This window comes from Crenothrix polyspora (genome assembly GCF_900163755.1).
Taxonomy (GTDB): domain Bacteria; phylum Pseudomonadota; class Gammaproteobacteria; order Methylococcales; family Methylomonadaceae; genus Crenothrix; species Crenothrix polyspora.
The window spans coordinates 64,469-89,198 of record NZ_FUKI01000126.1; the positions used below are offsets into that span (position 1 = coordinate 64,469).

At 41.0% G+C, this 24,730-nt stretch carries 17 protein-coding genes; 4 read left to right on the forward strand and 13 right to left on the reverse strand.

The window, feature by feature from the left end; translation table 11 throughout:
• Positions 1 to 100: 100 nt before the first annotated feature.
• The 5 genes from CRENPOLYSF2_RS11660 to CRENPOLYSF2_RS11680 are packed head-to-tail and all read right to left on the reverse strand — an operon-like array spanning position 101 to position 5,581.
• Positions 101 to 1,822, reverse strand: coding sequence for a glycosyltransferase family 2 protein (locus tag CRENPOLYSF2_RS11660; protein ID WP_087144116.1), 1,722 nt, complete (start codon positions 1,820 to 1,822; stop codon positions 101 to 103).
• A 28-nt stretch (positions 1,823 to 1,850) separates the two neighbouring features.
• On the reverse strand, positions 1,851 to 2,636 hold the full coding sequence (locus tag CRENPOLYSF2_RS11665; RefSeq protein WP_087144117.1) for a 2OG-Fe(II) oxygenase: 786 nt from the start codon (positions 2,634 to 2,636) through the stop codon (positions 1,851 to 1,853).
• Positions 2,636 to 3,490, reverse strand: a complete 855-nt coding sequence (locus tag CRENPOLYSF2_RS11670) for a class I SAM-dependent methyltransferase (RefSeq protein WP_176371110.1) — start codon at positions 3,488 to 3,490, stop codon at positions 2,636 to 2,638. Before CRENPOLYSF2_RS11670 ends, CRENPOLYSF2_RS11665 begins: the two co-directional genes overlap by 1 nt.
• 16 nt (positions 3,491 to 3,506) lie before the next feature.
• The gene (locus tag CRENPOLYSF2_RS11675) at positions 3,507 to 4,757 is read right to left on the reverse strand and encodes an ABC transporter ATP-binding protein (protein ID WP_087144118.1); all 1,251 of its coding nucleotides are present in this window, start codon (positions 4,755 to 4,757) and stop codon (positions 3,507 to 3,509) included.
• Positions 4,754 to 5,581, reverse strand: a complete 828-nt coding sequence (locus tag CRENPOLYSF2_RS11680) for an ABC transporter permease (RefSeq protein ID WP_087144119.1) — start codon at positions 5,579 to 5,581, stop codon at positions 4,754 to 4,756. Before CRENPOLYSF2_RS11680 ends, CRENPOLYSF2_RS11675 begins: the two co-directional genes overlap by 4 nt.
• 203 nt (positions 5,582 to 5,784) lie before the next feature.
• On the opposite strand from CRENPOLYSF2_RS11680, the gene CRENPOLYSF2_RS11685 reads away from it, so the two are divergent.
• The 4 genes from CRENPOLYSF2_RS11685 (at position 5,785) to secA (ending at position 10,311) form a co-directional block, all read left to right on the forward strand.
• Entirely contained in the window at positions 5,785 to 6,045 is a 261-nt protein-coding gene (locus CRENPOLYSF2_RS11685) for a ParD-like family protein (protein WP_087144197.1), read from the forward strand.
• A gap of 108 nt (positions 6,046 to 6,153) precedes the next feature.
• The gene (locus tag CRENPOLYSF2_RS19375) at positions 6,154 to 6,417 is read left to right on the forward strand and encodes a type II toxin-antitoxin system Phd/YefM family antitoxin (protein ID WP_087144120.1); all 264 of its coding nucleotides are present in this window, start codon (positions 6,154 to 6,156) and stop codon (positions 6,415 to 6,417) included.
• Positions 6,401 to 6,820, forward strand: a complete 420-nt coding sequence (locus tag CRENPOLYSF2_RS11695; RefSeq protein WP_087144121.1) for a putative toxin-antitoxin system toxin component, PIN family — start codon at positions 6,401 to 6,403, stop codon at positions 6,818 to 6,820. Before CRENPOLYSF2_RS19375 ends, CRENPOLYSF2_RS11695 begins: the two co-directional genes overlap by 17 nt.
• A gap of 782 nt (positions 6,821 to 7,602) precedes the next feature.
• Complete coding sequence (secA, locus tag CRENPOLYSF2_RS11705; RefSeq protein ID WP_087144123.1) at positions 7,603 to 10,311, forward strand: preprotein translocase subunit SecA; 2,709 nt, start codon at positions 7,603 to 7,605, stop codon at positions 10,309 to 10,311.
• A gap of 353 nt (positions 10,312 to 10,664) precedes the next feature.
• Here the strand turns inward: secA and dnaE are convergent, their stop codons facing one another.
• From dnaE to CRENPOLYSF2_RS11745, 8 genes are all read right to left on the reverse strand, one after another.
• Entirely contained in the window at positions 10,665 to 14,156 is a 3,492-nt protein-coding gene (dnaE, locus tag CRENPOLYSF2_RS11710; protein WP_087144124.1) for a DNA polymerase III subunit alpha, read from the reverse strand.
• A gap of 731 nt (positions 14,157 to 14,887) precedes the next feature.
• Positions 14,888 to 15,487 carry an exosortase system-associated protein, TIGR04073 family gene (locus CRENPOLYSF2_RS11715; RefSeq protein WP_087144125.1) on the reverse strand — a complete coding sequence of 200 codons (600 nt, stop codon included), beginning with the start codon at positions 15,485 to 15,487 and terminating at the stop codon, positions 14,888 to 14,890.
• A gap of 58 nt (positions 15,488 to 15,545) precedes the next feature.
• Complete coding sequence (locus CRENPOLYSF2_RS11720; RefSeq protein ID WP_087144126.1) at positions 15,546 to 17,834, reverse strand: Tex family protein; 2,289 nt, start codon at positions 17,832 to 17,834, stop codon at positions 15,546 to 15,548.
• Positions 17,835 to 17,977: 143 nt separating this feature from the next.
• A complete protein-coding gene (locus tag CRENPOLYSF2_RS11725; protein WP_087144127.1) occupies positions 17,978 to 19,138 on the reverse strand; it encodes a GNAT family N-acetyltransferase in 1,161 nt (386 codons plus the stop codon).
• A 537-nt stretch (positions 19,139 to 19,675) separates the two neighbouring features.
• Positions 19,676 to 20,803 carry a glycosyltransferase family 4 protein gene (locus CRENPOLYSF2_RS11730; RefSeq protein ID WP_176371111.1) on the reverse strand — a complete coding sequence of 376 codons (1,128 nt, stop codon included), beginning with the start codon at positions 20,801 to 20,803 and terminating at the stop codon, positions 19,676 to 19,678.
• 445 nt (positions 20,804 to 21,248) lie between these two features.
• Positions 21,249 to 22,022, reverse strand: a complete 774-nt coding sequence (locus tag CRENPOLYSF2_RS11735) for a formyl transferase (RefSeq protein WP_217884105.1) — start codon at positions 22,020 to 22,022, stop codon at positions 21,249 to 21,251.
• Positions 22,023 to 23,000: a polysaccharide deacetylase family protein gene (locus tag CRENPOLYSF2_RS11740; RefSeq protein ID WP_087144129.1), complete on the reverse strand. Its 978-nt coding sequence runs from the start codon at positions 22,998 to 23,000 to the stop codon at positions 22,023 to 22,025.
• Between the two features lie 197 nt (positions 23,001 to 23,197).
• The gene (locus tag CRENPOLYSF2_RS11745; RefSeq protein WP_087144130.1) at positions 23,198 to 24,652 is read right to left on the reverse strand and encodes an undecaprenyl-phosphate glucose phosphotransferase; all 1,455 of its coding nucleotides are present in this window, start codon (positions 24,650 to 24,652) and stop codon (positions 23,198 to 23,200) included.
• Between the last annotated feature and the right edge of the window lie 78 nt (positions 24,653 to 24,730).

A 24,730-nucleotide genomic window follows, 5' to 3' on the forward strand; every position in this document is an offset into this window, starting at 1 on the left:
ATCAAACTTTTGCTGTCTCCCAGGCAGAGTCGAGGGGATACTTATGATTAATTATTAATTTAAGCAACTATCATTCCGCTCTGTATTGGGATTTTATAAATTATCTATAGCGAAGAAAAAGCCTTTGCATTGTTGTAATAAAGCTACTACGACATATTGAAGAAAACAATTTAAATAACGAACAATTAATATTTATTGCCAAAATAATTAAAAAATTTAAAAAATTATTTCTATTTAAAATCAATTTTAATGTATTAAGTAATAAAATTTTTACATAACTTTCATATTGACAAAGGTATGAATCTCTCATTATATAAATGGCTATATTTAAATGCCCAATAACTTGCTTACGAAAATTAATTGCAGCTGATTCTTCAGTCACGCGAACAAATGATAACCCCTTACTAATGCCTCCAAATTTATATCGACTAACAAGAGAAATCCAAAGGCAAACATCTTCTCCTATGTCAATTTTTTCTTGAAAAAAATAATTGTCAAAAACTTCTCTACGCACCATAACTGATGGCGCTGCAATAGGACAATTAATCATAATATTAGGAAAAGCATTTTTATTCAGAGAGCCTGAATTTATAAAACCTATAACTTTTCCATAGGAATCAATACGAAAATATGAAGTGTGTGAAATAAATAATTCGTTTTCTTCCATATATCTAATTTGAATATCAAGTTTTTCTTGATCAAACAAATCGTCTGAATCGAGGAAGGCAATATAATAACCAGTCGCAAGAGCAATCCCACTATTTCGCGCTTTTGCAGAGCCTGAATTAATTTGCTTAATATATTTTATTCTATTATCAAGCCTAATTATTTCAAATAGCGACTCTAGGTTATCTGTTGAACCATCATCAACTAATATTATCTCAAATTCCTGATGTGTTTGTGCTTGTACGCTATGTATTGCTTCAATTGTCCAGCCAATACGATTATAAAATGGAATTATTACAGATACCTTTATATTACTTAAATGTTTTTCAATCATTGATATAGCTAATTTTTCAGCCTTATCGTACAATGCCGATGAAAGAAACTGAGAGCTTTTCAATAAAAAGCGATAAACAGAACCCTCCATTAAAATCATTTCTTCGTCAGTTAGGCGTTTTAAAAAACTTGACCATAGTGCATTACATTCTTCTATATGTTCTTTAATTTTATGTGTATCTTGTTCAGGATGAACACGGGATTGAATAAGAATTTTAGAGTCGAAATGTAATGGCGCTATTCTGAAAAACTCAAACCATAGAGCATAATCCTGAGTTGATGGCAGGGCTTCGTTAAACATACTGATTTCGAAAAAATATTTTCGATGAATTAATAAAGAGCAACCGTGAATTAATCCTCTTAATAAAGGAAGTAATGAAATATTGAGCTTTTCCGATGATAAAATGGAATCAGGACGAATTAAGTATAAGGGTTTAGAATTAGAATCAATTACTTGATAACCACCATATAGGATTGTTGTTTTATCCTCTAAAAGAGATAGTACATTCAATTGGTGTTCTATTTTTTCTGGAAAATATCGGTCATCATGACTTAACCATGAAAAATACTCACCAGACATTCTTGAAATTGCAAAATTAAGAGCAGATGCTACTTTTCCATTTTCTTTAGAGAAATAACGGATTTTATCACCATAAGAAAAAGCGATTTTTTCAGTTGCTCCATCATCATTCGAGCCATCATTTACCACGATAATTTCGATATTTTTATATGTTTGTGCAAGAGCGCTATCTATAGCCTGATTTAAATAGTTAGAACCATTATAAACTGGTATGATGACCGAGACTTTAGGTGAAAAATTCATTTTTTTACTCAATTTTTAGAAGAAAGAGCTATGAAAATTCACGCGTTTTATTTCCACGTTTATCAAGAAAATTCCTCTTTTTCCACAAAGCGCTATGAGGCTCTGAAACTGTAATTTGCTCATTTGGTCGATTTTCTTTTGTATAATAGTATAGAATAATAGAGCGTCTTGGCTCATTTATTGGAAAGTTGACGGGGTCTGGAAGACCGTGAAAACTTTTATCATGAGAGTCAAATATTACGAGACGATTAAATAGAGGAGCTACTTTTTTCAAGCAAACAGTGCCCGTTGAATTATAAATACCAAATTCTCCTCCCCAGTTTTCTTGCCACCCAGGATTTAGGTAATAAATCGCATTCAATCGACGATTTAAACCTGTTGCATCATGATAGTTTCCATCCACATGCACATCTAGTAGCCCACCACGTTTAGTCACATTTAAACCTCCACCTAAGAAATATGGATCGGGAATAATCTTTTCTATACCAATGGTTGAAGATACAGAGCGCAAAAAAATAGAGCTATTCATAATTCGAATAGCCGCAATTAGTCCTTCAGGAATATCAAATTCAGATTGCCATTTTGTACGAAATTTTATTTCAATATCTTCATCACAAGCTTCTTCCCAGTCCATCTGATTGACTTGGGGAAAATGTTTTAAACACATTAATGCAATTTCTTTGGGAAAGAAATTATCAATAACTAAGTGTTTATATGGTTCAGTGAAATATTCAACACCTTCTGTTGCCATAAGAATCTTTTGACATGAGTACTCTGAAATTTCTTTAAGTTGTGTTTGCGTAAAACCAAACATTAATTCCCCTTGATAACAAACAAATTATAAAATATTAATTTTTTTAAAATTTTTTTAATTTTCTTCATTATTTTAATAGCCATTAAACTATTAATATCATTAAGTTTAGATTCCAAATGAAATAATTTACTTTCCAACTCCCATACACGACCATGAAGTATTTGCATTGCATTTGGTAATACTGCATTAATAGGAAAATCCAATAGATTTCTCACAGGCAATAAATATTTATTACTATATATTCCAATTATTGAATTAATATTTTTATTTTCTTCATCTAGAAATGTAACACCTTTTAAATCTTCGTAAAAAAATTCTAAATTATTATATTTTGGAAAACTTATTTTTGTTATGTTTGTCAATAAATGAAATTCATTTCCTGGCATTTCATTATATGGTACGTTTATTATTAAGCGTTGTTTCCATTTTAGACTTAAACAAAGTGTTAAGCCATTTTGTATATGCTCAACTGCATGTCTTGACACGATATAATCATAATCAGGCATTTTATCAATAAGTTTTTGTATATCTGTCACTATATAATCAAGATTAGTCACAAAATAATTATCTCTAGCATATGAAATAGATTCAATGCTAATATCAACACCAGTTACTTTTGAGTTTGGAATATTGGCAAGATAGCGACTACCATGTCCTGTTCCACATCCAAAATCAAGAATAGTTATTTCTTTATTTTTTATTTGATTAGTAGCTATATCTTTCTCAATAACTTTTTTAAAAAATTGATAACTACTTTGATGCCGAATTTCTTCCTCCAAATTATGGGTTACACCTAAAATCAATCGTTCACCATTGTTATAAATATTTTTTTGTTGTTCGGTAAGTGTTTTCATTTTAATAGCATAATAATTAGTTACAACGTTCCCAAACAGGGTAAGGAAGATAAGTAATACTTGGCCAGAAAATATTGTGTGTGGATAACCGCGTTATAATTGTTTCTTCTTTTCTAAACCATATCCTATCTGAAGGAAAATGAACAGGCTCTCTTCCTGGTTCCCAAAAGCCAAATGCAATCCAATATTCTCCAGGGGCTAATATTGAATAAGGTACATTAAGAGTTACAACATGTGTTCCTACATTACGTTTGTTTCCATCTTTCCAAAATTCGTCATTCGCATAAAAAACTGAGACATCGGATTCGTTTTTTATCTCTACACATAACAAAGTATTTTCAATACTATTATCTTCAACCTTATAACTAAATTTTAGTTTAAGATCATCTTCATGATAAATAGAATTAATTAACTCTACTGTCAAAAATTGAATTGATAGATTACAGTTAGAATAAACAAATTTATATAATTGTCGTTTATTATTAGAATGCAAATATAATCCAATTGCTTCAGAAATGCTTCCATCAACAAAAATCTCACCTTTATCTAAGATAATTGCTCTTGAGCATATAGCTTTTACAGCTTGCATCCCATGACTTACAAATAATAAGGTTATTCCATTACCTGATATATCTTTCATTTTATTTAGACATTTTTCTTGAAATTGGTTATCCCCAACCGCCAAAACCTCATCCACAATCAATATCTCAGGTTCCAAATGCGCGGCCACAGCAAACGCCAAACGCACATACATACCTGATGAATAATGTTTAACTGGCGTATCCAGAAACTTTTCCACTTCCGCAAACGCTACAATTTCATCAAACTTGCTTCTTATCTCTTGGCGCTTCATACCTAAAATGGCACCGTTAAGAAAAATGTTTTCCCGCCCCGTCAGTTCAGGATGAAAACCCGTACCGACTTCCAGCAAACTGGATACACGGCCATTAATGGTAATCTTGCCGGTAGTTGGCGCAGTAATGCGGCTTAAAATCTTTAATAAAGTAGACTTACCCGCACCATTACGGCCAATAATACCCACCCTGTCGCCTTGGTTAATCTCAAAATTAACCTCTTTTAATGCCCAAAACTCTTCGTGTTCAACGGTATTGTCCAAACTGGAAAACGGATGGCGCAAGAAGTTATAAGCTTGTTTGCCGCAATTTGACAACGCCCCGCCCAACGTTTCGTAACGGTAATGGCCTTGTTGTTTTTGGTGGTCGATAATATAGCGTTTACCGAGATTTTCTACTTTAATCGCTGTCATAACACATCCGCGAATTGTCTTTCGCGTCGGCTAAAAAAGGCAATGCCGCTGATAAGCAGCATGGCCGACAGCACAATGGACACAACCAAGCCAGGTAGATATAACTGAATATCCGAGCCAAGCAAACACCAACGAAAACCATCAATCACTCCCACCATAGGATTAAGACTGTACAGTAACCGCCATTGCTCAGGAATAATGCTGCTGCTAAAACCAATCGGTGAAATGTACAAACCAAATTGCAGAATAAACGGCACGATATAGCGGAAATCGCGGTATTGGGCATTAAGAGCCGCAATCCATAAGCTGACACCTAAAGCTGCAACTATCGATAACAGTAAAAATAACGGCAAATAGACTATTTTGATGCTCAAAGGGGTGTGATAGAACGCCATTAGCACTAACAAAATCACAAATGAAATAGCAAAATCCATTAAATTAACAAAAAACGGCGCAATCGGAATGATAATGCGCGGAAAATAAATTTTGCTGATCATATTGGCGTTATTGACGATAGACAAACTGCTGTCTTGCAGCGATGAGGAAAAAAAATACCACGGCAACATGGCGGTAAACACCATAACAGCATAAGGGCTTTGGCCTTCAACCGGCAGCTTGGCCAATATTCCGAAAACAACGGTAAACACCACCATAGTCAGCAACGGTTTTAACACAGCCCACGCCACGCCAATAACAGTTTGTTTGTAGCGTACCTTAAAATCCCGCCACGCCAAAAAATACAGTAAATCTTTATACTCCCAGAATTCACGGCTGGAATCTTCCAAGGTTTTGTTGGCAGTGATTATGGTTTGTTTCTGGTGCATTATTTTTTTATGAGCTACAAACAATAAAATACAAAATGGCTGAAGGGCAGGGCGTTTATAACGCAGTAAATGGCTATAATGAAAGTATAGTGAAAATATGTAAAGTAGTTGGTAGTTCCTTAAAAAATGTTTTGCTACACGGTATCATGCAAAAACTTGGGGGTGATAATTGTCGTGATGTTTTTTTAATCCTAGCGGTTACAATGACTACGAATGTAGCACTATCGCAAGAGGTTTCAAATGGCCGGAAGCCTTCAATTCGAATTAATCAAGAGCTGTACGATCAGGCTAAGCAAGATGCGGCTTTGGAGCACCGTTCTATCGCTGGACAAATCGAGTTTTGGGCGAAGGTAGGTCGCGCCGCCTTAGACAACCCTGATCTTCCTGTCAGTTTTGTAGCCGAGTCGTTGGCTTCAATATCCGAACCCCGTGAGCAGTCTCAACCGTTCGTGCCTCGTAGATAATTTATGACATGGGTAGTCATATATTTTTGAAAAATCTGTAAAAAAGATTGCTTTTCTATAAACTAGCTAATTTATGGGTATTATCAGCTAATTTTTTAGGATAAGATTATGAAAACAATATCTTCTGTGGAAGCACAAAATAATTTTGGAAATATGGTAGCCCTGATAAAAGAGGGTGAACCCGTGACAGTAACACAGTACGGGAAACCGACCATGCTTATATTACCATACGCTATCGGTTCTGATGCTTTACGCCAATACAATGCACGGCGCATGGCTCAATTTATGGACGCACTGCCACCTAGCAACCTTAACGCTCCAGAATTGACTGACGATGAACTGACCAAGCTTATCCATGAATTACGCCCGTAAAAAAATTGTTTTTGACACCAGCTCGCTTATCCCAATTTGTTTGTATCCTGAGCGAGCCCCAGCCCAAATTTTCAAACGAGCCATTTTCAATCATGATCTTTTTGCTTCAAGTGAAACCATTACCGAGTTAATGGCAGTTTTGGCTCGCCCAAAGTTTGATGCGTGGCGCTCAGCTAACCAGCGTATGGCATGGGGTATTTTTTATCAATCGGTCGTTATTGTAATTGATTCGACCGTAAAAATTGATGATTGCCGTGATGTAAAAGACAATAAATTTTTAGAATTGGCAGTATCCGCCCAAGCGGACATTTTAATTTCTAGTGACATCCACCTTTTGGAACTCCACCCCTATCGAAACATGGACATCATTAAGTTAAAGGACTTTGGAGAAAGATTTTTTTAAATTTTACTGGGGTGCTTTCGTAAGATTACTGTGAAAATAAAAACAAAATGGCCGTAGCTCATGAACAAGGCGGTTAATGTCTTCTAGGGTGAGGCTTTCGGCTTCGTCATTTGTTGTTATGCTTTTCATGAAGTGTATCATTTGCTCCGCCCGGTACAGCCTCATGGCCTCCAGTCCAACTTCGTAAAGCAGGATCATAAGCGTGGGTTTGTTGTATTGGGTAACAACCACCCCTTCTCCACGGAGCACCGTATTAGTAACTTGCCCAAAGTTGTTTTGTACTTCACGGGAAGCTAAGGGACGTGCATGAAATAACTTGAACAACTTAAACGCCACCACTGTTCGTGCTGAGCCTGTCGAAGCATGAACTTGCTCAAGTTATTTCGTGCGCGTTCCTAAGGTTTTCATGGGTATACCTTAAGTGGCTACCAATCTAAAACGGGACAGCTTTAAAAAAGCCGTTCGTGGTGAGCTTGTCGAACCATGAACCACAAGTCCTTCGACAAGCTCAGGACGAACGGATGCCCCGTCTTAAATTGGTAGCCTCTTAAGTTTAACTATTAGCGAAAATTATCATTATAGGTAAGATAGCTACAATCATAATAAATAGTTTGTTGTGCCTAATAAAAATAGGATTCAATAAGTTCAGTGCCTGGAGATCGGGCTAGCTTTCCAGATTGTCACAAATTTGTGGTGGCGTTTTATCTGTATCTCATAGCTAAAACGGTATATAATCAAGTTATTTTGTTAAATCTTTTACTGAATTCATACCGGAAAAAAACATGTTGGGTAAGCTAGTCAAATTAGTGATAGGAAGCCGTAACGACAGGCTGGTCAAGAAGAAAAGAAAGCTGGTAAAAAGCATTAATGCTTTATCTTCTGAGTACGAAAACCTGTCTGAGGATGCTTTAAAAGCTAAAACTCAGCAGTTTCGTGACCGTTTGGCACAAGGAGAAAAACTCGACAATTTAATAGTAGAGGCCTTTGCAACCGTGCGAGAAGCCTCGGTACGCGTGTTTGGTATGCGGCATTTCGATGTGCAGCTTATCGGCGGTATGATTCTTCATGACGGCAAAATTGCCGAAATGAGAACCGGTGAAGGTAAAACCTTAATGGCCACCTTGGCGGCGTATTTAAACGCCTTACCTGCCAATGGCGTACACGTTATTACTGTCAACGATTATCTAGCCAAGCGTGATTCGGCATGGATGGGTAAATTATACGGTTATCTGGGTTTGACTACCGGTGTTATTATCAGCCAAATGGATAATGAAGAGCGCCGCGTTGCTTACGCTGCCGACATTACTTACGGCACTAACAACGAATTTGGCTTTGATTATCTGCGCGATAACATGGCATTTACCATTCAACAAAAAGTTCAGCGCGAATTGAGTTTTGCTATTATCGACGAAGTCGATTCGATTTTGATTGACGAGGCCAGAACCCCGTTGATTATCTCCGGGTCTACCGAAGAAAATACTGAAATTTATATCAGAATTAATAACATAATACCTTTATTGATTAAGCAGGAAAAAGAAGGTACGCCAGGGCATTACACGGTTGATGAAAAAACCCGTCAAGTGCATTTGTCAGAAGCAGGCCATGAGCGCATAGAAGAGCTGATGGTTGAGCACGGTTTAATGTTAGACGGTAGCAGCTTGTACGATGCGTCTAATATTCGCTTGATGCACTATTTAAATGCTTCGCTACGCGCCAACGTATTGTATAGAAAAGATGTGGATTACATCATTACCAATGGCCAGGTTGTTATTGTAGATGAATTTACCGGTCGTATTATGACTGGTCGTCGCTGGGGCGAGGGCTTGCACCAAGCCATTGAAGCCAAAGAAAGAGTGCCGATTCAAAACGAAAACCAAACGCTGGCATCCATTACCTTTCAAAACTATTTCCGTCTGTATCACAAACTGTCTGGCATGACCGGCACTGCGGATACCGAAGCGTTTGAGTTGAATAAAATTTACGGCTTGGAAGTTATTGTTATTCCCACTCATCGCAATATGATCCGTAAAGACATGGGTGATATGGTGTATTTGACTACCGATGAAAAGTACAATGCGGTGGTCAATGACATTAAACGCTGTGTGGAAAAACAACAGCCGGTGTTGGTAGGTACTACGTCGATTGAAAATTCGGAACGTATATCTAATTTACTGAAGCTGCAAGGTGTTCCGCACGAGGTTCTGAATGCTAAGCAGCATGAGCGGGAAGCGTATATTATTTCACAAGCAGGGCAACCCAGCGCGGTAACCATTGCTACCAATATGGCAGGTCGTGGTACCGATATTGTGTTGGGGGGTAATCTGGATGCAGAATTAGCCGCCTTGGATAGTTCAGCCAGTACTGCACAAATGCAGCAGATACGTGACGCTTGGCAAGAACGCCATAATCAAGTGGTTGCCAGTGGTGGTTTGCATGTGATTGGCTCAGAGCGGCATGAGTCACGTCGTATTGATAACCAGTTACGTGGCCGTTCTGGACGGCAGGGCGATCCTGGTTCAACTCGTTTTTACTTATCTTTGCAAGATGATTTAATGCGTATTTTTGCATCAGACCGTGTTGCGGGGCTGATGAAAAAACTGGGTATGGGGGATGGTGAAGCTATTGAACACCCTTGGGTAACCCGATCTATTGAAAATGCCCAGCACAAAGTTGAAGCGCGTAACTTTGATGTCCGTAAAGAAATTTTAGCTTACGACGACGTGGCTAACGATCAGCGTAAAGTAGTGTATGCCCAGCGTAACGAGCTAATGGCAGCTGAAGAAGTGTCGGACATTATTACCTCCATACGCGAAGATGTGGTCAATAATTTGATTACCCAATATATTCCGCCTAAAACAATGGCAGAGCAGTGGAATATTCAGGGCTTGGAAGACCATATTTTGCAGGAGTTTAACGTTGAAGTGCCTGTGACACAGATGTTTAAGGAAAATAAAGCCTTAAATGAAACTGCATTACGGGCGGGTGTCATTAAAATTTTAGAAGACAGCCACAAAGACAAAGAGCAGCAAATTTCCACAGAGGTCATGCAGCATTTTGAAAAGTCGGTCATGCTGCAAGTGTTAGACAATAGTTGGAAAGAACATTTGTCAGCAATGGATTATTTGCGCCAAGGCATTCATTTTAGAGGGTATGCGCAAAAAGATCCTAAGCAGGAATACAAACGTGAAGCCTTTGAAATGTTCACCAGTTTGCTGGATCGTATTAAGTACGAGGTCATCAGCATCTTATTTAAAGTCAATGTGGCTGATGATGAAGATGTGCAGGCGATTGATGATCAAATGCACTTGCCTAAGGACATGCACTTTGATCATGCCTTAGCGCCTTCCATAGATGATTATGACAGCGCTCAAGGTAATTTATTGGGTCAAGATGAATTGCCCATACTTAATAATGCTAACGTAGGTCGTAACGATCCTTGTCCGTGTGGATCGGGGCTTAAGTTTAAGCAATGTCACGGTAAAATCAGTTAAAATTAACTGGCACTTAGTTAATCTTGATATGTCAGGTATATTTTTGACCGGTGTGAGACCTACGAGGTTTTAAAAACCTCGTAGGTCTTTAATAGCATCCAACAGAATAATATTGACTGAGTACTAGTACTTAGTCATTTTTACTTTGTCGAGTACTATAAAATACTCCGTTCGTCCTGAGCTTGTCGAAGGACTTGTGGTTCATGGTTCGACAAGCTCACCACGAACGGTTTTTTAAAATTCACACTCGCCAAAATAAAATTGACTGAGTACGTATCCTTGGGTTAACCGTTTAATGTTAACCCAGCGTGTTTTTAGCCAGTGCGATTACTTACATTAAAACGCCGCTCACCTCACCTATATTTAACCAACACCGCATTAGCCCCCAACAATACTTTCAACTGTCCAAGCAACACATCAGTCGGATTAATTCGCCACTGGTCGCCAAACTGCACATTAGCCTGCTCAGTTGCCGTACTGTAAGTAAGTATAATAGGACATGTCCCCCCAGAAAACGGCTGTAACACGGCCTTTAATTTGGCCATGAATACCTCAGGTGCCAAGGTATTTTCCGCTGCATCCCAGCTTAGCTGAATATGCCGTGCAAACACCACCCGTGCCTGGTCGATATTGTAGAGCTTGTCGGCATTCAAGCGCAACGTACCCAAATAATCATCTACGCCCAACTCACCTTCAGCCACTAACAAGCTGTCACGGACAAAAATATCGCGGTAGCTGTCATACACAGGCCCAAAGGCCGCTACTTCCAATCGACCCGTTTTATCATCCAGGGTAGCAAAGCCCATCGTTTTACCGTTTTTAGTTTGCCGAGTACGCACTTCCACCACCAAACCTGCTACCCGCACATTCATCTTGCCCTTGGAACGCTCCATTTTTTCCAATAAGGCCGCAATACTGCTTTGGGTAAATTGCTGTAATTCCGGCAAATATTGCTCAATGGGATGGCCAGTTAAAAACAAACCCAAAGTCAGCTTTTCCGCTGCCAGGCGTTCGTTTTCAGTCCACGGTTCTACGGTGCTTGCGTAAGCGGCGTTTTCAGACTCATTGGCAGACTCCGACATTAAACCAAACAAATCATCCTGACCGGTTTGCGCCATTTTACCGTGTTGTTCGGCCACTTTTAACGCCATCGGCAATTCTGCCAGATGCGCGGCGCGGTTATCGTCAAACACATCAAAGGCACCGGCACGGATCAGGGCTTCCAGTACACGGCGATTAAATTTACGCAAATCCACTCGCTGGCATAAATCGTACAAGCCCGTAAAATCAGCGTGTGCAGCACGGTTTTCCAGCATATCTTCAATAGCGGCCTGTCCCACGCCTTTTACAGCACCCAGCCCATACACAATATGGCCTTGGGCATCCACAGTAAAACGGTAGTTAGATACGTTAATATCAGGCGGACAAATCACCAGCTTCATTTGCCGACATTCTTCAATCAATACCACCACCTTGTCGGTGTTGTCCATGTCCGATGACAACACCGCCGCCATAAATTCGGCCGGATAATGGGTTTTTAGCCACGCGGTTTGATACGCCACCAACGCATACGCGGCACTGTGGCTTTTATTAAAACCGTAACCGGCAAACTTTTCCATCAAATCGAACACATAGGTGGCGATTTTCTCATCAATCTGATTAGCAATTGCGCCCGTGGTGAATTTTTCACGCTCCTTGGCCATTTCCTCGGCTTTCTTTTTCCCCATGGCTCTTCGAAGCATATCCGCCCCACCCAGGGTATAACTGGCCAGCTCACGGGCAATCTGCATCACCTGTTCCTGATACAAAATAACGCCGTTAGTCGGTTTTAAGATAGGTTCTAGCCAGGTATGGGCATACACCGCCTTCGTGCCGTGCTTGACGTTAATATAATCATCCACCATGCCAGACTCCAACGGCCCTGGGCGAAACAACGCCACCAAGGCGATAATGTCATCAAAACAATCGGGTTTGAGCTTTTTAATCAGCTCTTTCATGCCGCGCGATTCCAACTGGAACACGGCGGTGGTCAAGCCGTATTTTAATAGCTCGTAAGTTGGCGCATCATCGCGTGCAATCAGCGTAATATCGACTAACGCGGCGTTAGTTTGCTGTTTTTTAAGGTTGATGGTTTGCAGCGCCCAATCAATAATGGTCAGTGTGCGCAGCCCCAAAAAGTCAAACTTGACCAAGCCGACCGCTTCCACGTCGTCTTTATCAAATTGCGTAACCAGATTACCACCGCCTTGCTCGCAATACAGCGGGGTAAAATCAGTCAGCTTGGTGGGCGAAATCACCACCCCACCGGCGTGTTTTCCGGCATTTCTGACCGTGCCTTCCAGGCTCAAGCACATATCAAGCAGCGCTTTGACTTCTTCTTCGCTGTCGTAAAGGAGCTTAAGATCAGGGCTGTCTTGCAGCGCTTTGGTCAGCGTCATGCCGATTTCAAACGGCACCAATTTAGCCAAGCGATCCACAAAACCATAGGCATGGCCTAATACTCGCCCGACATCACGGATTACCGCTTTGGCGGCCATCGAGCCATAAGTGATGATCTGTGCGACATGGTCGCGGCCATAATGCCGTGCCACGTAATCAATCACCTCATCGCGCCGATCCATGCAAAAGTCGATGTCAAAGTCGGGCATGGATACCCGTTCGGGGTTTAAAAACCGTTCGAACAACAAATCAAATTCAATGGGATCCAAATCGGTAATTTTAAGCGCATACGCCACCAATGAACCCGCACCGGAGCCGCGTCCTGGCCCTACCGGAATCAGCTGATTTTTTGCCCATTGGATAAAATCGGCAACAATCATAAAATAGCCGGGAAAACCCATTTGGGTAATCATCTTCAGCTCAAAATCCAGGCGCTCATAGTAGACAAGACGATTTTCCGCATCCGTGCCTTTACCCACAGCGGGCGAATGCGTCAGACGCTCTTCCAAACCTTTTAACGCGGCTTCGCCCATCACGTCACCGAGCGTCATACCTTCTGGTACGGGGAAATCGGGCAGAAAATTTTTACCCAGTGTTAAGGTTAAATTACAACGCTTGGCAATCTCGACAGAATTTTCCAAGGCTTCGGGAATATCGGCAAATAGCGCTAACATTTCCTCTGTACTGCGTAAGTATTGCTGGTTAGTGTAGTCTTTGGGTCTACGCGCATCATCCAGCACGCGGCTCTGGTTGATGCACACGCGGATTTCATGGGCGGCAAAATCCTTGGCGTGGATGAAACGCACATCATTGGTGGCCACTACCGGCAAGTCCAGCTCTAGCGCCAACGCTACCGCTGCGGCGATATAACGCTCTTCATCGGGTTTACCGACGCGTTGCAGCTCCAGATAAAAGCTGTCTTTGAACAATCTCTGCCAGAAAACAGTCAACCTTTTGGCGGCATCCATTTTTTCCACCAATAACGCGCGGCCGATATCGCCATCCATTGCACCAGACAGTGCAATCAAACCGCTGTGATTATCTTCTATCCATTCATAACGCAGCATGGGCACGCCCTGATGCTGGCCTTCTTGATAGGCTTTGGAAATTAACTCAGTGAGGGTGATATAGCCTTGGTGATTATTGACCAGTAAGCTTAAGCGGTAAGGGCTAGCAGGATCTTCGACGTTGAAAATCAATACGTCAGCACCCGCAATAGGTTTTATACCCAGCCCTAACGCGGCTTTATAAAACTTAACCAGGCCAAACAAATTGGCGTGATCCGTTACTGCGATCGCTGGCATGTTTAGTTCAGCTAGCCGCTTAATCAGTGGTTTTATTTTAACAATGCCGTCTACCAGCGAAAATTCGGTGTGGAGTCTTAAATGGATAAAAGCAGGTTGCATAGAATTGGATAATAAACCGATTGGAAACGAGCAACACTATACATCAAAACAGTATTTTAAACGGCAAACAGTGCCGCTGTGTGTCATGTGCAGTGACAAAGTCCCCCAGTGATTAAGTAGCGATTCAATGCCACAGTCAATAACATGTGCAGTTGGTTTTACAAGAACAGGAGGAATCTTAAACGCCTATTTTTGTAAAAAATATCTGTAAAAAACAGTAAGATAATTTACATAATAAAAAAAACTACATACTATAAGCATAGGCCTACACGGTAGGCTGTTCATATAAAATAGGAGTCCATTACATGCTTGTAAAGAATAGAAGATTATTTATTATTTTTTTGGTGTTAGGCGTTGCCAGTATCGTCAGTAGCTGCATGACGCTGGCGTTACTTAACTTAATCGGCTAATGATTGCTGATAGACACTATATCGCACTGTATATAGTGATGACGTGAGTTTTTTATGACTATTCATAGGCAAGAACCGCAGACCACTCATGGGTTTGTGTATGAAAAATAGTGGTCGACGGTGTATTTCAAAGTAGCTTTAAATACACTGTTGTCGTCCATCTATCAATTAGAAAAATAATTGTCGCTGAACAGCACACTGTTGAGTTCGGCGCTGCTGAGTATTGTGTCGTCATAATACGCATTTATCGTCAGGATGCGATAGGGCAGCACGATGCCTCAAGCTGATTTGCTGTGCAAAAGCCGTGCTGAGCTTATATGCTTACTTACGCATTTGATTTTCAAAAATACTGTTCAAGCGTCTATTTTCTTCTTCGTGACTGTATTGATCCGCATTTTCAATTACGGGCAATCTGGGTTTAACAATCGCAACTGTTTGTGCAATAGGCGCTCTGGCAGACTTATAAGACGTATCGAGTCTGAAAATCTTTTCGTAAGTATTGGCTTTGTCGAAATCATCCCAAACCCGTTGTGGATAAACAATCGGTTTAGTAATCAGCGGTGCGGTTAATAAATCAAACGTACCGGCTGTCATGCGCCCAACCGTATCCAGAATACCTTTGACACCACCGCCAATCACACCATAAACAATATTGCTGTCTTCTTCGTTAGTGAGATTAATCATATTTTTAGGCACTTCAAGAAAACCAGTAGCAATGTTAGTAATACCGCTGATGGCTTTTTTTTCTACCTGGCGTTGATATTGTTGCTGACGAAAATGTTTTTGCACTTCCAGTTCGTGTTTTAAGAGCTTTTCATTTTGCGACTGTTGTTGGACATAATCTGCCTGTATTATTGGCGCAATTGTTAGCAGCACGCTGGTACAGGTTAAGGAAACGAAAAAACGATAGAATTTGCTCATCTCACATCCTACTGGTTCAGTGAATAATTATGATCAGTATAGCAGAGCTTTTCAGGTTTTATTTTTTCAACGCCTTGGCCATTGCATTGGCCATTGCATTGGGTAGTGGCGCTGCTTGTGGTTTGATTTTATTGACGTGTTTTGAATGATCACGCTCTTGCTTAGGCTGTATTTTATCTGCCGGATCAATCTGGCTTTTCATGGTTAACATAATACGTTTACGGTCGAGGTCAATCTCCAAAACCGTCACCTTGACCATATCGCCGGTTTTGACAATATCCCGCGCCTCTTTAACAAACGCATCTGCCAAATGCGAAATATGTACCAAACCATCTTGATGTACACCAATATCGACAAACGCACCAAAGTTAGCCACATTAGTCACTACGCCTTCTAAGCGCATACCCACTTCCAAGTCAGTGATTTTTTCAATACCCGCTTTAAAAGTGATACTTTTAAAATCTGGCCGAGGATCACGACCAGGTTTTTCCAATTCTTGCAAAATATCGGTCACCGTTGGCAAGCCGAAACGCTCGTCGGTGTAATTGGCGGCTGTTAAGCCGCGTAAAAATTGGCTTTGGCCGATAAGATCACGGATGGATTTACCAGTATCTTTAATAATCGCTTCCACTACCGGATAGGCTTCAGGATGCACGGCGGACGCATCCAATGGATTTTCACCATTCATAATACGTAAAAAGCCTGCCGCCTGTTCATAGGCTTTATCACCCAGACGCGGTACTTTTTTTAACTGCTTTCGGTTACTAAACGAACCGTGTTCGTTGCGGAAAGCGACAATATTTTCGCTGATACTGGCAGACAAGCCCGACACTTGCTTTAACAAAGCCACGGAGGCGGTATTTACATCGACACCTACTGCGTTCACGCAGTCCTCAACCACGGCATCCAGGCCTCTGGCCAAGTGCGCTTGATTCACATCGTGCTGATACTGACCGACACCAATAGATTTGGGATCAATTTTTACCAATTCCGCCAGTGGATCTTGTAAACGTCTGGCAATAGATACCGCGCCACGTAGCGAAACATCCAGATTCGGAAATTCCTTGGCGGCTAATTCCGATGCGGAATACACCGAAGCCCCCGCTTCTGAGACCGTGATCTTGGTAAATTTTAACTCCGTGTAAAATTTCATCACATCCGCTACCAATTGGTCGGTTTCGCGTGATGCCGTGCCGTTGCCAATACTCACCAAATTAACGCCGTGGGTTTTTATCAATTTGGCCAAACTGGCAATAGATTCTTGCCATTGGTTGCGTGGTTGATGCGGGTAAATGGTATCGGTGGCCAGTAATTTGCCGGTGGGATCAACCACCGCCACTTTTACACCGGTACGTATACCGGGATCTAAGCCCATTGTGGTTTTGGCGCCTGCGGGGGCTGCCAGCAGTAAATCGCGTAAATTACTGGCAAACACACGAATGGCTTCACGTTCCGCAGCCTCACGTAACGTGAGTTTTAAATCCAGATCAATACGGGTAAACAGCTTTATTTTCCAGGCCAAGCGAGCCGTTTCAGCCAGCCAGGCATCGGCAGGTTTACGGGTATCAGGAATAGTAAGATGGCGATGCACCGCTTGAATACACACTTCCTGCTCTAAGGGCTCATCCATGCCCGGCTTTAAGGTCGTGCTTAAAAAACCTTCGTTACGGCCACGGAATAAGGCTAACGCGCGGTGCGAGGGAATTTTATTGATGGCTTCATGGTAATCAAAATAATCTTTAAACTTTTCGGCTTCGCGCTCTTTACCTGCCACAACAATTGAATGTATAACGCCTTTTTGCCAGACATGTTCACGTAAACTGGCCAGCAAACCCGCTGCTTCAGAAATACGCTCCATAATGATTTGCCGCGCACCTTCTAAAGCCGTAGTTACATCTGGCACACCTTTTTCACTGTCGATAAAGCGGGCTGCAATAACATCCGGCAGCAGATTGCGGTCTTCCAATAACGCATCAGATAGCGGTTCTAAGCCTGCTTCGCGGGCTATTTGCGCTTTGGTACGGCGTTTGGGTTTATAGGGTAAATACAAATCTTCTAACAGCGTTTTGGTATCGGCGGCATTGATGGCATTTTCAAGTGCTGGGCTTAATTTATCTTGCGAGCGAATACTGTCCAAAATGCTGGCACGACGATCATTGAGTTCGCGTAAATAAACCAAGCGTTCGGCCAGTGTTCTTAGCTGGGTATCATCTAAACCGCCGGTGATTTCTTTGCGGTAACGGGCAATAAATGGCACGGTTGCACCTTCGTCCAATAAGGCAACAGCGACGCTGACTTGCTGGGTATTAACAGATAATTCTTCGGCAATGCGTTGGATGACATCCATTTTTCTATGATTTATACAGTTAAAGTAAGTGTATTGTAGCAGTAAGCCAATAACACATCGAACTTGGCGGGTAAAAATTGATACAGCGGAGAGAGATTGGACAAATCAAGAAATATTTAAAACACTGTGCTGTTATAGGGCAGTTAGTGGTTTATTAATGATATTTTAGCGAGCCATGAACGCATTGTTTGCACTCGCTCCCAGAGCTTTGGCGTGTGTTTGACTTTACGCTTTAAGCGATGATAAGCCACCGAAAATACCGTGTAGGTTTTACCTAATACAGTTGTGCCATGATAATAATTATACAAATTTAATTCGTGATTACACCATTGGGTTTTATAAGCTTCATCGCCAATGGTAAAATCGTAAGTTTCGATACCATTATCAATGCACCATTCAAATAGCTTCCACATCAATAAGCCGCCCGGTGCATACCGGGTTAGTTCAGATTGCTCGTAAGTTGGGTACAAATGGTAAAAACGTTTTTTATAAACCAGACCCCAATGCGTAGCAATAACTCTATCATCTAATGTCAACGCACTCATATGCACCATGCCTGATGGATATAATTGCAGCGATAATGCTGCAAAAAAATCACAGACTTCTTTGCTGGCAAATAAATTACTGACCCCCATTTCCATATAACTACGCACTTTTTGGCTAATCATATCGGCCAAAAAACGCTTTGTTTGCGTAGAATGGGTGGCGATAACAAATTCAACCTGGCCGAATTCTCGTAAGCGCTTATGTTTTCTTTTTTCGGTATCAAGGGATTTTTTACTGCGTTTTTGTGTTAGGAAGGCATTAAAATCAGTTCCTAAGTCGGTAAAATGGGCGCTGCTGGCGGTTGGGATGCAGGGCAGTGATACAAAGGGGTTAAGTTGGCCACCAATAGTTTGCGGCATTTCTTCGAAGACAATGCTGTCAAAAGCAGGTAATTGTGCTTGAATGATACGCCATGCTTGCTGAAATAGCGCTGCGGGCAGTTTTTTAGAATAGTCGGGGCTTAATAATGGCCCATGATAATCTGCAACTTCGCCGCCTAGCCAAACTAAACAGCGGATACCGTGGCGTTTTTCAATACCCAGCGGTAAAATCATAATCGGTTGGTCAAGCGGGTATTTAACAACAACTAAACACGCTTGACAATTTGTTACTATGTCAACGCTGTCATGCCATTGTTTTAAAAAATTAAAACTCTGAAACGCATAGTTATCACCGGACTCTTCAAAAGAGCGCCAAATGCTTTCTATGTCGGCAAAAGAATTAAAAATAACGGTTTTAAGAGACTCAGTTACTAACAACGACGACCTACCAATTCTATTAAAGGGATTAAAGGGATATTGAATGCACTTGCTTTTATTGATATTCCCAGAAAACACTATTTTAAAATAATGCGTTGCCAGTAATTGCAGTAATTGTTAAATTTTTAATGACAGTGTTTTCAGTCTGCATTGATTACCCAATAGATACAGCGTTTTCAACTTAGGACAGTTACAGCCACCGTTCGTGCTGAGCTTGTCGAAGCACGAACGGCACACTTTGACAAGCTCAGTGCGAACGGTTACGCTGCAACTATTGAACTGTGAAAACGCTGTATATGCGCTCTATATTTGGAGGCCAGGTTCTGCTTAATTATCAGGCAGAGCCTAGTACTCAGTCAATCTTGGTATGTCAGGTATATTTTTGATCAGCGTGAGACCTACGAGGTTTTAAAAACCTCGTAGGTTTTTGCAACACCCGACAAAATAAAGTTGACTAAGTAGTAGCATCCATTTGGTGTAATTAACGTAATATAACACTACTGTACCTGACATTGCCTTAGCAGATGTCAATAAAATCTAGCTTTTTGCAGGTATTTCAATAGGAAAAGAAAGTAATTCACGGTAAAACGCAATAATATGCTCTACCATTGTGGAAAATCTAAAATGAGTATAGACATATTTATGCAAGGCGGCAGCTAATTGTTCAGCGCCGTCATGATCATCAAGTACAAATTGCATTGCTTTGGCCAGTTCATGTGCATTGCCTGCTGGCAATAACTGATTGGCATGTGGACCAAAAATTTCAGGAATTCCGCCTACGTTGGTGGTCAATAACGGTACTTTTGCCGCCGCAGTTTCCAAGACAATGTAAGGGAATGATTCTGCCAAAGAGGGCACAACAACACACCGCGCATTAATAAAGGCTTTGGTTACCGGAAAAATGGGTGGGTTAAAGGTGACTTGTTCGGTTAAATTAAGCTCTTTAACACGGTGTTTAAAAAACTCTTCATCAGGGCCTGCGCCAAAAACCAATAGGCTGACATTACGCTCTTTGAGCAAAGTGAGTGCCTGTAATAAAATATCCAAGCCCTTAAGCTTTCTTATTTCACCCACAAAGACAAACTGATTTTCAGGTGTGTTGCGATTAAGGCTGTTAAATTCATGATCGCGCAAACCGTTATGCACGATGCGATGCTCACACGAGAAGCCGCCCATTTTACCACGATATGTTTCTGCGCTGGATTTACTATCGAAAATAATACCGTCAGTGAATTTTTTTAAATAGCGTTCTAACGACAAATAAAACATGCCTGTTGGTGTGGTAATAGAATAGTGCATTGAGCCACCGTGTGGGGTGTAAATGGCTTTGGCAGTTAATATTTTGGCCATAATGCGTCCGTAGGCACCGCCTTTAGCACCGTGCCCATGCACAACATCGATATTTTGTTTAGCACACAACCGTGGAATATCGCGTAAAACTTTTATGTCAGAAAAGCCAATATGGCGACTCATTGGAACCCGATGTACACCTAAAGTGCAGATGGCTTGTAACGCATCCAGCTTACTGGCTGCGCTGTTGCCACCGGTTGACGCATCGCAAATAATACCGACATTATAACCCAATCGTGCTTGTTCTTCGGCAAGGTCGCACACATGACGAAACAGCCCACCGACAGGTGAACGAAATACATGAAGAATATTCATCGACATACAATCCTTATTAATTGTTTAGCGTTGAAAAAAAATTTAATATTTTCAGCGGCTGATGTACAAAAAAACATATAAAACTGCCACGTTTTGGTAATTATTCAGTCCTCCTCTTTGAAAAAGAGGGGTTAGGGGAGATTTTTTAAATAAATCTCCCTCAATCCCCCTTTTTCAAAGGGGGATTGAACACTTACAGCGTTTTCAATTTAGAACAGTTACAGCCACCGTTCGTGCTGAGCTTGTCGAAGCATGAACGGCACACTTCGACAAGCTCAGTGCGAACGGTTACGCTGTAACTATTGAACTGTGAAAACGCTGTAAGCGTTTTCAATTCACATCGATTACTCAACAAAATATACCTGTTCTGGAGGTCAGGCTTTACCTGATCTCCATTTAGTGTAATTAATCAGTTATGAAAATACTGTACACATTTTGTTCATCATCATTTCACACCTTTGTGTCGCCAATTTTGTATATACTCCAATAAAGTGGGGTGATGCCATAGTTGTGACGGAAATACACCTTGTTTAATAGTTAACCGATTTTCTTTTATATCATCTAGTGTCGCTATCATCAGTGGAATCGCCTTGGCGATTTGATGAATCGGGTAGGTATTTAAATTATCTTGCTTATTTACCTGAATAGTGGCTTGATAAAGTACACCTCCTGTATCAATGCCTGGGTCAACAAGGTGTAATGTAACACCACAATTATCAGCATCGCTATTTGCCAAAGCCCAGTAGCCGCCATGTGTGCCACGGTATTTTGGCGTAATGCCGTTATGGGTATTAATAAAAGGCGCGGCTATGCACGTCAGCACGTTGTTCGCTATGATTCTCGTGCCATTAACAACCACTGCATCAGGTTGAATTTCTTTTAGTAAAGCAATTACTTCCGCACTGTTAACGGTGGCTACTCTAATGGTAGTCGCGGTTGGGAAATTGTCCTCATTCAGCCCGTAAGCAGAAATAAGTTGCGTAATTCTGCCGGTAGATAATTTTTCAAGTAACCGATTAACCACTAAAAAAAACAATTGTCCAACTGTTTTTGCAGCACCTAGTTTCGCCATTCTGCGTTGTATCATTATTTTTGCCGAAGGTTTATCTTCAACAATTATGTTGACGATGTCGACATGCGAGGCTAAGCCGTTATACATTATTCTGGAAGACTGCCTATTACCACACAACATAACAACGCGGATTTTTTTGGTATTCATTTATGCGTCCTGCATTTGACACAACTCGCTCATATTTAATGAAACCATGTCGTAATTTTTTGTTAAAAGCTGATAGTGTGTAATAATTTCGCTAAGAAAATCAATGTTTTTACTGATATTAATTCCAAAGTCATGTGGATGCCACCACAAATGAAACAAGCGTTTATTAATAGCGGCATCGTCCATTGCTTTTTTAATTCGCCTTAAACGCAATTTTTCCAAACCGGCTAACTTGGCTGAATAGGGGCGAAGATAGCGACTTGACGGGAAGTTAAATGGCGCATTTTGGACACAGGTGTTTAAATCGTAAGTATTTTGGCCGGACAGATTAATATACGCATCCATTAAGCGAAACGCTCTTCGAAATTGATTTTGACTGACATCCACAGAGGCGGCTTTATACATCCAGCTTGATTCTTTACCTCTAAAACACTGCACACCCAATTGGGTTAGCGTAGAAAAATAGTCAGCATTCCATTGATTGCGCGGAAAAACAATGCTTTTTATGGTAATGCCTTTGCGTTTTGCAATCGCGATAGCCGCAGCAATGTCTTGTTCAAATTGAGCTTGTGTTTGGCCGTCTTCGAGACAGTAATAATGGGAAAAGGTATGTGTACCTACCTCCTGGCCATCGTGCTGAAGAATTAAGTCGATAAGCTCAGGGGCAAAATGATATAAGCTATCAAGTTCTCCTGCTTGTTCTGCATATTTATACGGTGAAAGCACTGCCTTGGTATAGGTTGGCAATAAGTCAGGTTGGTTTTGCTTTAAATCGTGAGTATCATTACAAAACAAAAGCCCGACCGCTGCCCACGTCACATGAACATCGTTCTGACTGAACACCTGTAACATTTCGGGTATGGCTTTTCTAACACCCTGAAGATTATCTTTGTATTGTTCAATGCTTACTATATCTCTCATTCCCCAATACAGCTCAAAATCAAGAGACACAGTAAAAACGCCACGGTTTAGATTCATATTAATATCCTATTGTAATGAAACCGAGGAGAAGCACACTGCCTTACCACTGCAAAACGAGTCCCCTCGAGTATGATTAAAAACTAAAAACCGCCAACGTCCAATTAACAGCCAGCATGAAATAAGCTTAATAACACGTCCCTGGTTATGTGCCAGTTTTTAGTTTTGTTAACGTACTTTACGCGATACAGTTAACTTTAATACGCATTTTTTTGATCAAGAACAACAAATACGGTTCTGAAGATAATAAAAATGTCTAAAAAAAACGACCAATTTTTAATGTAGTCTATGTCGTACTCTACGCGTTTTAATATTTTTTCTTCGGTATCGGTTTCGCCACGCCAGCCATTAACTTGTGCCCAACCGGTGACACCTGGCTTAACTTTATGGCGTTCAGCATAGCCTGCAACCGCTACTTCATACAGTTTACCTGCCGCACTGGCTGATAACGCGTGAGGACGTGGGCCAACTATAGACATGTCACCTTTTAACACATTGTAAAATTGAGGAATCTCATCAAGACTGCTACGTCGTAAAAAAGCACCTAACTTGGTCACTCTGGGGTCATCTCGAGTAACTAAGGTTTTTGCCGTCATGTCCGCCTGATTAACATACATTGAACGGAATTTATAAACCTCAATTAACTGGTTGTTATAGCCATAGCGTTTTTGTTTAAACAATATAGGTCCTGGGCTATCCAGTTTAATAAGCAGGCCAATAATCAGATACACTGGGGTTAGTAGCACGCAAAAAAGTAAGCCCAGTAAGCGATCTTCCGCCAGCTTTATCAAAAAATCCCAATCGGAAAGGGGTTTATTCAAAATTTCTACCGTTGGAATACCGTTAAAGTATTCTATCTTGTGATCGGCGTAACTGTGCATAGAAAAGCTGGGAATTAATCGAACCGGCACGGGTAACAGCTTAAGTTTCATGCTGATCTCTTCAATTCGTTCACGGGCTTCTAAAGGCAATACCACAAATATTTCGTAGCAACGGTTATCACGTACGTATTGCACTAAAGCATCTATATTGCCAACCAGTGGACTGCCATTAACCATTGCGGGGGTTCTGTCTAAACGATCGTCAAACAGTCCTGTTACTTTAATCCACGGGCTTTTATCGTTTTGCACGGCATCAATAAATTCGCCTGTCCGCGCATTGACACCAAATATTACAATTTGACGTGTTAAGTGTCCCTTAATGGCGAGTTCTTTGAGCAGCATATAAACTGCGGTTCTCTCAAGACCCAAGGCAAGGGTAACGCCTAGCCACCAAAGCAGTACCCACCACTGTGAAAATATCGCTATTCTGAAAGAGCCCAGTAAAATCACACAAAAAATAAATGCAACCACTCTGATAAGGCCAACAATTTTTTTGTCTTTCTCAAGCGCATTCGCGGTTAAATTAAAGCGATATAATCCGGAAATATAAAATACGCCCACGATTGAAAGTGCGGTCAGCATCATGAGTAATTGATGTGCCAGATAGCTTTCGTTGCTATTGTGAACAACAAATAAACAGACGACCGTGCCGGATAGCCACACGATGAGTCCTTCTAGTACCATCAGGCAAGCAACGACTATTTTTCCGGATAGCGCATTACAGTTAAAGTGTTTCATAATATTGGAATAATACAGAAAATTTGTTAGCATCCTTCGATTTCCTCCATGGCGCGTCCGCGTTAGATTACCTAGCGTAAAGGACGTGAATAATTTTTTGGCATAAACACC